Annotated in this window: 11 protein-coding genes; 6 read left to right on the forward strand and 5 right to left on the reverse strand. The window is 68.7% G+C overall.

Annotated features, from left to right (window positions below; genetic code table 11):
* Nucleotides 1-1,389 (reverse strand): DivIVA domain-containing protein (locus tag Rhe02_RS50655; RefSeq protein ID WP_203913416.1); only part of this gene is annotated, 1,389 nt, incomplete at its 3' end.
* 349 nt (nt 1,390-1,738) lie between these two features.
* Between Rhe02_RS50655 and Rhe02_RS38480 the strand changes: the two genes are divergently transcribed.
* From Rhe02_RS38480 to Rhe02_RS38495, 4 genes are all read left to right on the forward strand, one after another.
* On the forward strand, nt 1,739-6,337 hold the full coding sequence (locus Rhe02_RS38480; RefSeq protein ID WP_203913417.1) for a galactose-binding domain-containing protein: 4,599 nt from the start codon (nt 1,739-1,741) through the stop codon (nt 6,335-6,337).
* A 75-nt stretch (nt 6,338-6,412) separates the two neighbouring features.
* Complete coding sequence (locus tag Rhe02_RS38485; protein WP_203913418.1) at nt 6,413-7,294, forward strand: phosphotransferase enzyme family protein; 882 nt, start codon at nt 6,413-6,415, stop codon at nt 7,292-7,294.
* 36 nt (nt 7,295-7,330) lie between these two features.
* A complete protein-coding gene (locus Rhe02_RS38490) occupies nt 7,331-8,176 on the forward strand; it encodes a hypothetical protein (protein WP_203913419.1) in 846 nt (281 codons plus the stop codon).
* Entirely contained in the window at nt 8,173-8,940 is a 768-nt protein-coding gene (locus tag Rhe02_RS38495; protein WP_203913420.1) for a hypothetical protein, read from the forward strand. Before Rhe02_RS38490 ends, Rhe02_RS38495 begins: the two co-directional genes overlap by 4 nt.
* Nucleotides 8,941-8,947: 7 nt before the next feature.
* On the opposite strand, the gene Rhe02_RS38500 is transcribed toward Rhe02_RS38495, so the two are convergent.
* The 4 genes from Rhe02_RS38500 to Rhe02_RS38515 all read right to left on the reverse strand — a co-directional run bounded on the left by Rhe02_RS38500 (nt 8,948) and on the right by Rhe02_RS38515 (nt 12,081).
* Complete coding sequence (locus Rhe02_RS38500; RefSeq protein WP_203913421.1) at nt 8,948-9,571, reverse strand: DUF4240 domain-containing protein; 624 nt, start codon at nt 9,569-9,571, stop codon at nt 8,948-8,950.
* A gap of 107 nt (nt 9,572-9,678) precedes the next feature.
* On the reverse strand, nt 9,679-10,410 hold the full coding sequence (locus tag Rhe02_RS38505) for a class I SAM-dependent methyltransferase (RefSeq protein ID WP_203913422.1): 732 nt from the start codon (nt 10,408-10,410) through the stop codon (nt 9,679-9,681).
* 22 nt (nt 10,411-10,432) lie between these two features.
* Entirely contained in the window at nt 10,433-11,668 is a 1,236-nt protein-coding gene (locus tag Rhe02_RS38510) for an RNA polymerase sigma factor (RefSeq protein WP_203913423.1), read from the reverse strand.
* Nucleotides 11,665-12,081 (reverse strand): YciI family protein, encoded by a 417-nt coding sequence (locus tag Rhe02_RS38515; RefSeq protein ID WP_203913424.1) that lies wholly within the window; start codon nt 12,079-12,081, stop codon nt 11,665-11,667. The genes Rhe02_RS38510 and Rhe02_RS38515 overlap by 4 nt, the downstream gene beginning before the upstream one ends.
* Before the next feature lie 95 nt (nt 12,082-12,176).
* Between Rhe02_RS38515 and Rhe02_RS38520 the strand changes: the two genes are divergently transcribed.
* Together Rhe02_RS38520 and Rhe02_RS38525 are read left to right on the forward strand one after the other, a co-directional pair.
* Nucleotides 12,177-13,712 carry an acetolactate synthase large subunit gene (locus tag Rhe02_RS38520; RefSeq protein ID WP_203913425.1) on the forward strand — a complete coding sequence of 512 codons (1,536 nt, stop codon included), beginning with the start codon at nt 12,177-12,179 and terminating at the stop codon, nt 13,710-13,712.
* A 15-nt stretch (nt 13,713-13,727) separates the two neighbouring features.
* Nucleotides 13,728-14,324: an ASCH domain-containing protein gene (locus Rhe02_RS38525; protein ID WP_203913426.1), complete on the forward strand. Its 597-nt coding sequence runs from the start codon at nt 13,728-13,730 to the stop codon at nt 14,322-14,324.
* The last annotated feature ends 26 nt before the right edge of the window (nt 14,325-14,350 follow it).

Raw genomic sequence — 14,350 nt, forward strand, 5'->3', positions numbered from 1 at the left:
TTGGTGCGCATGCTCGGCCTGGCGAGCCTGATCAAGCTGGTGCCCGTGCTCGGCCTGGCGGGCTTGCTCGGCCTGGCGGGCTTGCTCGGCCTGGCGGGTCTGCTCGGCCTGGCGGGTCTGCTCGGCCTGGCGGGTCTGCTCGGCCTGGTGCCCGGCGTGCGCCTGTCCGGAGTGGGAGTGGCCGGCGTTTGCTTGCTCTGCTTGGTGGGCCGGGTCGGCCGGAGTATCTGCGGCGGTGGGGGTTTGCTCGGTTTGGCCGGGGGTGGGCTGGGCTCCGAGGGGCTGGCCGGGAACGTTCTGGGCCATGATCACCTGCGGGTACTCGCCGGTCTCGGCGCCGCGGGCGGCGGCGGCCATGACCGCGGCGGCGGCCAGGTTCGCGACGCGTTCCGCCTCGCGCTGCACTCGGGCCCTGACCTCCTTGGCGTGCCGTTCGGCGGCGTCGGCGTGACGCTTGGCGTCCTCAAGCCGGTTGAGCTGACTGGTCAGCTCCTGGTTGACAAGTCCGAGTCGCTCCTGCAACTGGTGCAGCTCCTGACCGGCCGCCGAGCCCTCCTGCCGGGCCTGCATCAGCCGCTGCTGGGCCGCGTTGAGCTCGCTGTGCAGCTGGGTGGCGACCTGTCGCCGGGCCTGGATCTCCTGCTGCACGACGGTGAGCTGCTGCTGGTGGGCGGCAGCCGCCTCTTCCGCGCGCCGGCGCAGATCGGAGGCGTAATGCTGCGCCTCGGCCGCCAGCGCCGAGTTCTTCTGGTTGACCTGATTACGCAGCTCGGCGATCTCCTGCTCGGCGGCGGCCTTCCACTGGGCCAGCTCTTCCTGGGTCTGCGTCCGGGCGGCTTCGATCTCCTGCTGTAGCTGCTTACGCGCGTTCTCCATGAGGGTCTCGGCGTCGGCGCGCGCCTTCTCTACCTGTTGCGTGTTCTGCTCGCCGATCCGAGCCGCTTCCTGCTCCGCCTGTTCCCGGGCGGCCTCGCCCGCGGCGCGCAACTCGTCGGCCTGCTCCCGCGCCTCGACGAGCGCCTTGTCCGCCTTGGCCTGACGGTGCGCCGCCTGTTCCACCGCGCTCGCGGTGATGGCTTCGGCCTGCTTCTCGCTCAGGGCCAGAATCTGGTCCACCATCGGGCCGAGGTGGCGGAAGGACGCCTTTTCGACCTGCGCTGGGCGCTGGCGCATTTCGGCGAGCTCGGACTGAAGCTTCTGCAGCTGCCGCGCCAGCTCCTGAATCTGGACGAAGCCGCGCTTGCGCTCCTCGATCATGGCGGCGAGCTGACCTTCGACCTGGCTGACGTATTCGTCCACCTGTCGTTTGTCATAACCGCGCAGGGCGCCCTCGAAGCCCGGCCGCGCGATGTCGTCGCGCGATGCGGGCTGCTCCTTGGCTTGGGACATGCGCCCTCCTCCAAACGATCGCAAGCTGCTGTGCTGACGGACCTTACCTCCCCGTCAGCACAGCGACACGCTACGGCGTCGATGGTGGCCGCGTCACTAGGCCTGACGTACCAGTGGGCGGACAAGTTACCTAATCACGGTGGTCGAAGTGTTGACGCGCCCGTAGCACGTCGGTAACGTCTGGCCAAAGTAGTGCAAGTTTTCGACAAAGCAACGTTGATTTTTGTCGTTAACTCGCGCAAGTACTCTGCAGGGCCGCTCACCTGCCCGTTTCGCCGTTCCCCGCGCCCGCATCCGCACCAGCTCCCTGGCAGATGCGTGGCGACGTCCCTCAGCGACAAGGACAGTGATGAGACGAACAAATCTGATCAAGGCGATGGCCGCGACCGCGGTCGCGGCCTGTGTGATCGCCACCGTAGGGTGGGCGCCCGTCGCGAACGCGGCCGGTGGCCCCAATCTCGCGCCCGGCAAGCCGGCCTCCGCGAGCACCGTCAACGGCGCCTTCGGGGCCGGTAACCTCAACGACGGCAACCAGGGCAGCTACTGGGAGAGCGCCAACAACGCCTTCCCGCAGTGGGCCCAGATCGACCTCGGCGCCAGCACCAGCATCGACCAGGTGGTGCTCAAGCTGCCGGCCGGCTGGGGTTCTCGCCAGCAGACCCTCGCCGTGCAGGGCAGCCCGGACGGCGGCGCGTTCACCGCCATCGTCGCCTCGGCCGCGTACACCTTCAACCCGGCCACCAGCAATGCGGTGACCATCAACTTCCCGGCCACCTCCACCCGCTTCGTGCGGGTCAGCATCAGCGCGAACACCGGCTGGTCGGCCGCGCAGCTGTCCGAATTGGAGATCTACGGCGTCACCAGCTCGACCACCAACCTCGCCCAGGGCCGGCCCACCACCGAAAGCGGCCACGCCGACGTCTACGACTCGGCACGAGCGGTCGACGGCAACGCCGGCACCTATTGGGAGAGCGCCAACAACTCGTTCCCGGAGTGGCTCACCGTGGATCTCGGCGCGCCGACCACGATCAGCCGGGTCGTGCTCAAGCTGCCCAGCTCCGGCTGGGGTACCCGTACCCAAACCCTTAGCCTGCAAGGCAGCACGAACGGGTCGACCTTCACCGACATCGTCGCGTCGGCGACCTATACCTTCAACCCGGCCGTGAACGCGAACTCGGTGACCATCACCTTCGGCCAGACCTCCACCCGCTACGTGCGGGTCAACATCACCGCCAACAGCGTATGGCCGGCCGGGCAGCTGTCAGAGGTCGAAATCTACGGTCCGGGCACCGGCTCGGATGTCACGCCGCCGAGCATCCCGGGCACGCTGTCGTTCATGCAGGCCGGAACCACCATCACGCTCAACTGGGGCGCGTCGACCGATGGCGCGGGCGGCAGTGGCCTGGCCGGTTACGACATCTTCCGCAACGGCACCCTCGCCGCGACCGTCGGGCTGGTCACCACGTGGGCCGACACGCAGCCGCTGACCGCGACGGTGAACTACTTCGTCCGGGCCCGCGACAACGCCGGGAACGTTTCCGGCAACAGCAACACGGTGAACCGTCCGGGCGCGCCGGACACCACGCCGCCGAGCGTGCCGGGCACCCTGTCCTACACCGTTTCGGGGACCACCATCACGCTCACCTGGGGCGCCTCCACCGACAACGCGGGCGGCAGCGGGATTCAGGGCTACGACATCTTCCGCGACGGCGCTTTCGTCCAGACCACGGGCAATGTGACGACCTGGAACGACACCCAGCCGGTGACGGCGACGGTGTCCTATTTTGTGCGGGCGCGCGACAACGCCAACAACGTCTCGGGCAATAGCAACACGGTGACCCGGACAGGTGGCGACGGCACCGCGCCCACGGTGCCGGGCACGCTGTCCCAGAGCACCTCGGGCAACACCATCACCCTCACCTGGGGCGCTTCGACCGACACCGGCGGCAGCGGGCTGGCCGGGTACAACGTGTACCGGGGCGGGAGCCTGATCGCGACCCTGGGCACCGTGCTGTCCTATCAGGACACTCAGCCGCCCACGGCGACCGTCTCCTACTTCGTGCGGGCGCGTGACGGCGCGGGCAACCTGTCGGGCAACAGCAACACGGTGACCCGCCAAGGATCCCAGCCACCGGGCTGTACCAATGTGGCGCAAGGCAAACCCGTGACGGCCACCGGCTCGACGTTCACGTTCGTCCCGGCCAACGCCGTCGACGGCTCGCTGACCACCTATTGGGAGGGTTCCGCGGTCTACCCGCAGGACCTGACCGTCACGCTGGGCGCGAACTACAACGTCACCGCGGTCAATGTGAAGCTCAACCCGGATCCAGCCTGGGGCACGCGCACCCAGAACTTCCAGATCCTCGGCCGGGACCAGGCGTCGAGCACCTTCACCAGCCTGGTGGCGGCGGCCAGCTACCAGTTCGTCCAGGGCACCAATGTGGTGAACGTTCCGGTCACCGCGGCCACGGCCGAGGTGCGGCTGCGCTTCAACTCCAACACCGGAGCGCCCGGGGCACAGGTGGCCGAGATCGAGGTCTGCGGCACCCCGGCGCCCAACCCGGATCTGGTGATCACCTCGACGACGTGGGCACCCGCCTCGCCGAACGAGACCAGCGCGATCACCCTTTCCGCCACCGTGCAGAACATCGGAACAGCGGCCTCCACGGCGACGACGGTCAACTTCAACCTCGGTGGCGCGGTGGTAGGCACCGCGAACGTCGGCGCGCTGGCCGCCGGCGCCTCGGCCAACGTCTCGTTCAACGCCGGAACCAGGCCGATGGGCAGCTACACCGTCTCCTCGGTGGTCGACCCGACCAACACCGTCATCGAGCAGAACGACGCCAACAACGCCTTCACCGCAAGCGGAGTCATGCTGGTGGCGCAGGCGCCCGGGCCGGATCTGCAGGTGCTGAGCATCACCGCCAACCCGCCCAACCCGGCCGCCGGTCAGGCGGTCACCTTCATCGTGGCGGTGAACAACCGCGGCACCCAGCCCTCCGGGGTTTCCACCACGACCCGGGTGACCGTGGGCAGCACCACTTTGAACACCAGCACCACCTCGATCTCGGCGGGCGCCACCGTCAACGTGGCCATCGCCGGCAGCTGGACGGCCACGGCCGGCGGGGCCACGATAACCGCCACCGCCGACGCCACGAACGTGGTGGCCGAGACCAACGAGAGCAACAACTCGTTCGCTCAGTCCATTGTGGTCGGTCGTGGGGCGGCGCTGCCTTATGTCTCCTACGAGGCCGAGGCGGCCAGCCACAACGGCACCCTGCTGACCACCGACCCGCTGCGCACCTTCGGGCACACCAACTTCGCCACCGAGTCCTCGGGTCGCCAGTCGGTGCGGCTGAACAGCTCCGGCCAGTTCGTCGAGTTCACCTCGGTGAATCAGGCCAACTCCATCGTGGTGCGCAACTCGATCCCCGACTCGGCTTCCGGCGGCGGCATCGAGGCCACGATTTCCTTGTACATCAACGGAACCTTCGATCGCAAGATCACGCTTTCGTCGCGCAACAGCTGGCTCTACGGCACCACCGATGACACCGAAGGGCTGTCGAATTCGCCTCAGGCCAACGCCCGCCGGTTGTTCGACGAGTCACAGGCGTTGCTTTCGACAAGCTATCCGGCGGGTACGCGGTTCAAGCTCCAGCGCGATTCGGGCGACACCGCTTCCTTCTACATCATCGATATGATCGATCTCGAGCAGGTGGCCGGGCCGTTGAGCCAGCCGGCCGGGTGCACCTCGATCACGTCCTACGGCGCCGTCGCCAACGACGGAATCGATGACACCGCAGCGATCCAGCGCGCCGTGACCGATGACGAGAACGGTGTCATCAGCTGCGTCTGGATCCCGGCCGGGCAGTGGCGGCAGGAACAGAAGATCCTCTCCCCTGATCCGACTCGCGGCCAGTACAACCAAAAGGGTCTGCGAAACGTCGTCATCCGCGGCGCGGGAATGTGGCACACGAAGCTCTACACCAACACCGAGCCGCAGAACGTGGTCGGCAACATCAACCACCCGCACGAGGGCAATGTCGGCTTCGATATCGACGACAACACGCAGATTTCCGATCTGGCCATCTTCGGGATGACCACCAACCGGGCCAACCGCGGCCACGGCATCAACGGCCGGCTCGGCCGCAACACGAAGATCACCAACGTGTGGATCGAGCACACCAACGTCGGCGCGTGGGTCGGCCGGGATTACTCGGACACCCCCGCCTACTGGAACCCGGGCGACGGGCTCGAGTTCACCGGCGTGCGCATCCGCGACACCTACGCCGACGGCATCAACTTCTCCAACGGCACGCGCAACTCGACCGTCTTCAACTCTTCCTTCCGCACCAACGGCGATGACGCGCTGGCGGTGTGGGCGAGCACCTTCGTCAAGGATCAGGCGGTCGACATCGGGCACGACAACCACTTCCGCAACAACACGATCCAGCTTCCGTGGCGCGCCAACGGCGTGGCCATCTACGGCGGCTACGGCAACACCATCGAGAACAACCTCATTTACGACACGATGAACTATCCCGGCATCATGCTGGCCACCGATCACTCCCCGCTGCCGTTCTCCGGCACGACGCTGGTGGCCAACAACGCGCTCTTCCGTTGTGGCGGCGTCTTCTGGAACGAAGCGCAGGAGTTCGGCGCCATCACGCTTTTCGCGTCGGGCCGGGACATCACGGGTGTCACCATCCGCGATACCGACATCTTCGACTCCACCTATGACGGCATCCAGTTCAAGACCGGCGGCGGCAGCATGCCCGGCGTCGCGATCACCAATGTCCGCATCGACAAGTCGAACAACGGTGCTGGGATTCTGGCGATGTCGGGCGCGCGCGGCAGCGCAAACCTGACCAACGTCACCATCACCAACTCGGCCGACGGCAACATCCTGCTTCAGCCGGGAACGCAGTTCACCATCACCGGCGGCTAGCCGGCCCATTGGAAAACGGGCGGCGTAACCGAATTCGGTTGCGCCGCCCCCACGTCTGCGGGCACGCTGCCTTCGATGCTCCCGCTGTCCGAGATAGACGCTCTGCAGCGCACCGTTGACGAGCAATGGTGTTCGCCGGTGGCCGATGCCGTCGCCGCCGCGTGGGCGCTGCCACCCGGCGCGGCCCGCTGGTGGCGTTCCAGCGCGAGCCACGTCTTCGCCACTTCCCTGGGCTATCTGCGCTTCGCGCCCGAGTCGTGCCGTTCGGCGGCCGACACCCGCCGGGTCGCCGGGCTCGTCGCCGCGATTGCCGCGCTCGGGCTGCCGGTGGCCGCGCCGGTTGCCTGTGCTTCGGGTGAGCTTGCCGCCGCGGTGCCCACCCGGCTCGGTGTGATGAACGCGGCGCTGCTGCGGCGGGCGCCCGGCGCCCCGATCGACAGCGAGGAGCTGACCCCGGTGCTGGCCGGGCGATGGGGTGCCACCCTCGCCCGGCTTCATGCCACACCCCCGCCGGTGCCGCTGGCCGGCGCCGAGCTCGTCTCGGATCCGGCGCTGGCCCACCTGCCGCGGGATACCGGCCAGTTCGGTCTCACCCATGGCGACTTCGAGCTGGACAACATCGCCTGGGAAGGCGGCGAACCCACCATTTACGACTTCGACGATGCGGGCCTGTCGTGGTTCGCGGCCGACATCGCTTTCGCACTGCGCGACCTGACCGGCGGCACCGGCCGGCCTACGCCGGAACACCATGCCAGCTATGAGGCTTTCCTCGCGGGCTATCGCGAGGTGCGGGCTTTCGACGACGAGACGCTGCTGCCCCTGTTCTCCCGCCGCCTCGCGGCGCTGGCCGCGCGCAGAGCCGCCGCGGCATTGGACAGCCCCGAGCCGGCGTCGCTGCGCATGCGTCTCGAGGGCTTCATCGCGCGCCAACTCGAGATCGCTGAACAGGGCGTTTAGCGATTATCTGGGCGATTGGCCGCGTACCGTCAAAATATGGCCCTGCCGCTCATCGCCGCCTTCGCGTCGGCGGTTTGTTATGGCGTGGCCTCGGTGCTTCAGGCTGTCGCCGCCCGGCGCACCGCGCACGGCGGCCCGGTCGATCCGCGCCGCCTGGTCCGGGTGCTGGCGCAGGGCCCGTTTCTGGTCGGCATCGTTTTGGACCTCCTCGGATTCGCTTGTCAGTTCTACGCTTTGCGCGTTCTTCCGCTGTACCTGGTGCAGGCGGCGCTGGCCGCCAACCTCGCTGTCACCGCCGTGGTGGCGATCCCGGTGCTGGGGCTGCGATTGAGCACGCTGCAATGGTCGGCGGTCACCGCGGTCTGTGCCGGGCTGGCGCTGCTGGGCATCTCGGCCGGGAGGGAGTCCACGGCCACGGTCAGATTCTCCTGGCGGGTGGGTTTGCTTGTCATCGCCGTGCTGCTGGGCCTGGCCGGGGTGCTGGCCACCCGCGCCCCTGAACGGCTGCGCGGGCCGCTGCTCGGCCTGACCGCGGGCCTGGGCTTCGCCGTGCTCGCCCTGGGCGTGCGCTGCCTACCCGACCTGCATCCGATGGCGCTGCTGGCCAACCCGGCCACCTACGCGGCGGCCATCGCCGGCGGCGTCGCCTTCCTATGCTTCGCGGCCGGTCTGCAACAGGCCGCCGTCACCACCGTCACCGCGGCCGTTGTCGTCACCGAGACCGCCATCCCGGCGGTGCTCGGCGTCTGGCTGCTCGGCGACGGGACCCGCCCGGGCCTCGCCCCGGTGGCCGTGGCCGGATTCCTGCTCGCCGTGGCCGGTGCTGTCGGCCTGGCCGGCTTCGGCGAAGTCACCGACGCCAGGGTGAGGCCCGCCGGATGAGCGACATCATTGATTGGTACCAAAGGGTTCTGGTCGACACCGGCCGCGCCGCCGCGCTCTGGCTGTTGCTCGGCTTCCTGGTCACCTTCATCGTCACCCGCGGCATCACCCGGCGCATCCGTGGCAAGAAGGCCGCCGAAGCGGCACAGGCCGATGCGGCGCCGACCGAAGCGGGCGGGCTCAAGAACGTCTACATCGGTGGTGTCCACATCCACCATCAGGTGTGGGGCATCCTGCTCGTGCTGATCACGGGGCTGCTGGAGTTCCGTTTCAACCCTGAATCGCCGTGGGGCGAGGTGCTCGGCGCGCTGTTCGGTGCGGGCGCAGCGCTGACTCTCGACGAGTTCGCGCTCTGGTTTCATCTCGACGACGTCTACTGGAGCCGGGAGGGCCAGAAGTCCATCGATGCCATCCTCATCGGCGCGGCGCTGGGTTCGGTGCTGCTCATCCAGGGCTCGGCGATCGGGTCGGAACGCGGCTCGGAGACCCTCGGCGTCTACATCGCCGTGCTTGCGCTGCACCTCTGCACGGCCGCCATCAGTTTCCTGAAAGGCAAACTCGCCACCGGGATGATCGGCATCGTGGTCCCTTTCGTGGCCACGGTCGGCGCCATCAGGCTCGCCAAACCGAATTCGGTGTGGGCGCGCCGCCGCTACTCGGGCCACAAGCTGGAACGGGCCAAGCACCGCTTCGGTGAGCGCTACTCGGCGCGGCAGGAGAAGCTGCGCGACCTGGTCGGTGGCAACCCGGATCCCGACAAGTAGTTCGCTGCTACTGCCGGCGCGAGTGCCAGGTCGCTCCCAGGGTCAGTTTTCGGGTCGGGTTCGCCAGGCTGTGCTCGGGTTCGGGCAACGCGATGGAAGGCAGGTGGCTGTTGAGGTACTGCTCCCGCGCGGCCGCGCAACGCGGATACCTCGCCTGCACCGACTCGGCGTCGCCGAGGTCGCTTCGCACGCCGTAGGGCAGTGCCCGGTTGCCTTGGTATTCGACCAGTTTGGCGGCTTCCGGCCGGTTGCCCAGCTCCTCCTGAATGGGCCATCCGAAGAGCTCGGCTTCGCCGAACGCGTTCTCGCGGGCCGGATCGACGAACTCCACAAGGAGGTCAGGGTTGGCCACCACGCGTTGGTAGACCTGCTCGCCCTGGCAGATCAGCCAGTCCTGCACGTCGGAGAAGGTGTCGTCGCTGCAGTAGCCGAACGCCACGGTGACCGCTTCCACCAGCGGCCAGCAATTCGCCTGATCCCGCATCGCCGTGTACGAGTCGGCGAAGCCCGCCAGCTCGCGGTCACCCATTTCCACCACATGGCGCCGCAACAGGACGCGCATCAGGGGAATGACGCCTTCGGCCCGTGCCCGCAGGTGCTCAATGTAAAGCCAAAAGCCGTCGTCTTCCATCGTTTGGATGGTAGGCACCCCAGATCACCGTCGGATCGGTCAAGCGGGCGGACCTGCCCTAACCTTCCAGCGCGTGACCACTCCGCCACGCGCTGGAATTGAGCGCCTCAGGGTGTGACCCGCCCCGCCACAAAGACCATTTCCCGGCCGGGCCTATCCGGCGCGTCACGTATCTCTTCCACCGCGAAGCCGCAAGCCGCCAGCGAGGCGGTCACCTCATCGCGGCCGCGGAAGCGCAGCGTGGAATCGGAGACCAGCTCAGCGCCGTCCGAGTCGAATTGGCAGATCCCGCGGAAGGTCACCAGATCGCCGCTGACCTCGAGCAGCTCGACCCAGCTGTGCACCCCGCCGATGCCGGGAATGTCGGTGTACCCGTAGGAGTCCTCACGAGTCCAGGTCAGCCACGCCTGCGCGGCAGGATCGCGGGTTTCGAAGACGAGCCGCCCACCCGGACGCAACGCCGCATGCGCCGCGCGCAGCGTGGCGAGCCAAGCCTCGTCGGTGAGGAACACCTGCGCCACGTTCGCCGTCATCGTCACCAGATCCACCTGTATGGGCGGCACGTCGGTGGCGTAGCCGTGGATCCAGGTCACCTTCTGCGCACCGGGCTTGGCCCGCGCCACGTCGAGCGAGGCCCGTGCTGGATCGACTCCGGTCACGGTCAACCCGCGGTTGGCCAGCAGACAGGCGAAAGTGCCTGTCCCACAACCGATGTCGAGCACGCTGCCGGCCCCGAACTCGGCCGCGATCGCGGCATACCCCTCAAGATCGCTGCGGTCCGGGTCGAGCGGATCGTAGACCTGAGCCAGCCGAGGCTCCTCGAAGATCGCATCCGGCATGCGGACACCCTAGAGCGGCCAGCTAATCGGCGTCGACCGAATTGGCGGCGAGCCGCGCGGCCTTGGCCAGCAGGTAGTGCTGTTCGGGGGCGCTGGCCGTGCGGGCGGCCGCGGCGCGGTAGTGCCTGATCGCCGCTTCCAGGTCGCCGGCCATCTCGAAGAAGTGCGCGCGCACCGCGTCGAGCCGATGATGTGCGGCCAGCCGCTCGTCGAGAGCGTCGAGCAGCCTGAGCCCCTCGGCCGGGCCGTGCACCATGGCCGCGGCGATCGCACGGTTGAGGGCGACCACCGGGTTGCCGGTCATCGAGTCCAGAACCGCATACAGGGCAAGGATCTGCGGCCAGTCGGTGTCCTGGTAGCCCTCGGCTCGGGCGTGCACCGCGGCGATGGCGGCCTGCAGCTGGTACTCGCCGATCGGGCCATCGGCGATGGTGGCATTGATCAGGGCGGTCCCCTCCTCGATGAGCGCCCTGTCCCACAGCGTGCGGTCCTGTTCGTCAAGCGGGATCAGGGTTCCGCCGGCACCTGTCCGGGCCTGCCGCCGCGCATCGGTGAGCAGCATCAGCGCGAGCAGACCCGCGACCTCACCGTGGCCCGGCAGCATCCGGTGCACCATCCGGGTCAGCCGGATAGCCTCGCCGGAAAGCTCGGTGCGGTGCAGGTTCTCGCCGGCGCTGGCCGCGTACCCCTCGTTGAAAATCAGATAGAGGACGTGCAGGACGGATCGCAGGCGCTCCGGCAGCTGTGCGCTGTCGGGCATCTGAAACGGCTCCCCGGAGGCCTTGACGCGCTGCTTGGCCCGGCTGATCCGTTGCGCCATCGTGGTTTCCGGCACCAGGAACGCGCTGGCGATCTCGGTGGTGGTCATGCCGCCGACCGCCCGTAGGGTCAGCGCGATCGCCGAGGCCGGGGTCAAGGCCGGATGGCAGCACATGAACAGCAGGATCAGCGTGTCGTCCCGGCCCGACGGCTCGGCTTGCGCGATCGCCGAGTCCTGCACGGCGGCGAGGTCTTCGCGGCGACGGCGGGCCTGTTCGCTGCGGATGTGGTCGAGCAGCTTGCGGGAAGCGGTCTGGATCAGCCAGCCCCGCGGGTTGCCCGGGATACCGTCGCGTGGCCAGTGGGTGACCGCCGAAAGCAGGGCCTCGCCGACCGCGTCCTCGGCAGCGTCGAAGTCGCCGAACCGCCGCACGAGCACGCCAAGAACCTGCGGCGCCAGGTCGCGCAGCAGGTTGTCGAAGGCCGGCTCCGGGGTCACGGCTCCGGGGTCAGCACCTGAAAGTCGCAGGCTGTCATCACCCGCCGCACACCGATCGGCTGCTGCAGCGGCACCCCTTTGGGCCCCGGCACGCTGGAGATCCTCGCGGCGATCTCGATGGCGCGTTGCTGTGATTCCACATCGACCAGCTGGTACCCGGCAAGCAGCTCCTTGAACTCCACGAACGGGCCGTCGGTGATGACCGGCGCGGTCATCCCGTCGCTGGTCACGATCTTGGCCAGCTCAGGCCCGGTCAGCGCCTGGTCGTCCACCAGCTCACCGCTGTCGGCCAGCTCCTTGAGCAGCGCACGGTAGTAGTCCATGTGCGCCTTGACCTCTTCGGGCTCCCACTGGTCCATCGGCGTGTCGATGGCGCCGCCGTCATAGTTCACCGTCAGCAGATACTTGGTCATCTCAGCTCCCGTCTCACCGGCCTCTACCTTAGGACGGAGCCGCGAGCGCGATTTCGACACGTCGGGGCAACCCGAATTTCTCGTATGGTCGAGCCATGAACGGCGCACAGGCGATCCTGCGGACATTGGTGGCGGGCGGGGTGGAGGTCTGCTTCACCAACCCGGGGACCTCCGAGATGCATCTGGTCGCCGAAATGGACTCGGTGCCGGCCATGCGAGGCGTGCTGTGCCTGTTCGAAGGGGTCGCGACCGGGGCGGCGGACGGCTACGCGCGCATGGCGCAGCGCCCGGCCAGCACCCTGCTGCATCTGGGCCCGGGGCTGGGCAACGGGCTGGCCAACCTGCACAACGCCCGCAGGGCGGGCACCCCGATGGTGAACATCATCGGCGACCATGCCACCTACCATGAGCGCTTCGACGCGCCGCTGCAGTCGGACATCGCGGCCATGGCCGGCACAGTGTCCAAATGGGTCGGTCGGGCGCTGACCGCGGCGCAGGCCGGCGCGCTCACCGCCGAAGCTGTCGGGTGCAGCCTCGGGCCGGCCGCCGGGGACCCGGCTGGAAGCCGGATCGCCACGCTGATCCTGCCCGCCGACGTGTGCTGGTCACCGGGGGCCTCGCCGGGCGCGGTCACCCCGGCGTCGCCCGCTTCAGCCGACCCCGACCGGGCCGAGGCGGTCGCCAAGCTGCTGGGCACGCAGCAGAATTGCCTGCTGCTGCTGGGCGGTGACGCGCTGCTCGCGCCGGGCCTGACCGCAGCGAGCCGGGTGGCCCAGGCAACCGGGGCGCGGCTGCTGGCCGAGCACGCCCCGGCCCGCCACGAGCGCGGCGCTGGGATCCCGCACCTCGACCGGCTCGCTTACCTCGGCCAGGCCGCCGCGGCCCAGCTCGCCGGCACGCAGCACCTCATCCTGGCCGGCGCCCGCGCACCGGTGACCTTCTTCGCCTACCCGGACAGCCCCAGCGACCTGGTGCCCGCCGGGTGTACGGTGCACGATCTGGGCAATGCCGCCACCCTGGCCCAGCTCGCCGAGCTGGTGGCACCACGGGCGAAACCCGTTGCTGCCGTTGACAACCAGGCCGGGTTACCCAGCGGGGAGCTGACCGCCCAGACCGCTGCCGCGGTCCTCGCCGCGCTGTTGCCGCGGCACGCGATTGTGGTCGACGAAGCGATCACGTCGGGCCGGTTCCTGGCCGCCGCGACCGCCGGCAGCCCGCGGCACGACTGGCTCAGCCTGACCGGCGGCGCCATCGGGCAGGGGATGCCGGTGGCGACGGGAGCGGCGATCGCCTGCCCGGACCGGCCGGTGCTCAATCTGCAAGCCGACGGCAGCGCGATGTATACGCTGCAAGCACTCTGGACCCAGGCCCGGGAAGGGCTGAACGTCACCACGGTCATCTTCCACAACGCCAGTTACGCGATCCTCGGCATGGAGCTGCGCCGGGTCGGCGCGGCGGGCGGCGAGCGCAGCAGGGCCCTGCTCGACCTGCCGGGCCTCGATTTCGTCCACCTGGCCAGGGGGATGGGGGTGCCCGCCACCCGGGCCGCCACCGCCGACGATCTCGCCGCGCAGCTGGCCGGCGTGCTCGCGGAGCCGGGTCCCCACCTGATCGAGGCCATGGTGCCGTGACTACGATTTCGCACCATGCTGATCCCGATGCCGACTCTCACCGCGATCGCGGCCGGAGAGGTCACGCTGGCCTTCCGCCGCTGGGACAGGGCCAGGGTGAAGGCCGGGACCCAGCTGCGCACGGCGATCGGGCTGGTCGAGGTGACCTCGGTGGAGTCGGTGAAGCTCAGCTCGGTCACTGCCGGGCAGGCGAAGCTCGCCGGGTTCGGCTCCCGTCAGGCGCTGCACGACTTCCTCAACCGCAAGCCGCAGGGCACAATCTTCCGCATCGAGCTGCGCCCGGCCGGCGCCGACCCGCGAATCGCGCTGCGCGCCGACGATGATCTGTCCGATGTGGAGATCGCTGCCATCGTCGACCGGCTGGCCGCGATGGACCGGTCTTCCGGCAAGGATCCGTGGACGTCGCGGTTCCTGCGGCTGATCGCCGAGCGGCCCGCGGTGAGGGCACCCGATCTGGCCGAGTCGGTCGGCTGGGAAACCTTGGTCTTCAAGCGCTATGTGCGACGGCTCAAGGAGCTCGGCCTCACCGAGAGCCTCGACATCGGCTACCGCCTCTCCCCCCGCGGCCAGGTCGTGCTCTCCGCGATTCTCCAAGGTGGACGTTCCGGATAGGACGATATAGAGTGATCTGGATATAT

Source organism: Rhizocola hellebori (assembly GCF_016862955.1).
GTDB lineage: Bacteria > Actinomycetota > Actinomycetes > Mycobacteriales > Micromonosporaceae > Rhizocola > Rhizocola hellebori.

Excerpts from the sequence above, each read along its gene's own strand:
- Rhe02_RS38505 (WP_203913422.1), bottom strand. The coding sequence starts at position 10,410 with ATGCCGGATGCGATCTTCGAGGAGCCTCGGCTGGCTCAGGTCTACGAT.
- Rhe02_RS38515 (WP_203913424.1), bottom strand. The coding sequence starts at position 12,081 with ATGACCAAGTATCTGCTGACGGTGAACTATGACGGCGGCGCCATCGAC.
- Rhe02_RS38520 (WP_203913425.1), top strand. The coding sequence starts at position 12,177 with ATGAACGGCGCACAGGCGATCCTGCGGACATTGGTGGCGGGCGGGGTG.
- Rhe02_RS38490 (WP_203913419.1), top strand. The coding sequence starts at position 7,331 with ATGGCCCTGCCGCTCATCGCCGCCTTCGCGTCGGCGGTTTGTTATGGC.
- Rhe02_RS38480 (WP_203913417.1), top strand. The coding sequence starts at position 1,739 with ATGAGACGAACAAATCTGATCAAGGCGATGGCCGCGACCGCGGTCGCG.
- Rhe02_RS38485 (WP_203913418.1), top strand. The coding sequence starts at position 6,413 with ATGCTCCCGCTGTCCGAGATAGACGCTCTGCAGCGCACCGTTGACGAG.
- Rhe02_RS38495 (WP_203913420.1), top strand. The coding sequence starts at position 8,173 with ATGAGCGACATCATTGATTGGTACCAAAGGGTTCTGGTCGACACCGGC.
- Rhe02_RS38500 (WP_203913421.1), bottom strand. The coding sequence starts at position 9,571 with ATGGAAGACGACGGCTTTTGGCTTTACATTGAGCACCTGCGGGCACGG.
- Rhe02_RS38525 (WP_203913426.1), top strand. The coding sequence starts at position 13,728 with ATGCTGATCCCGATGCCGACTCTCACCGCGATCGCGGCCGGAGAGGTC.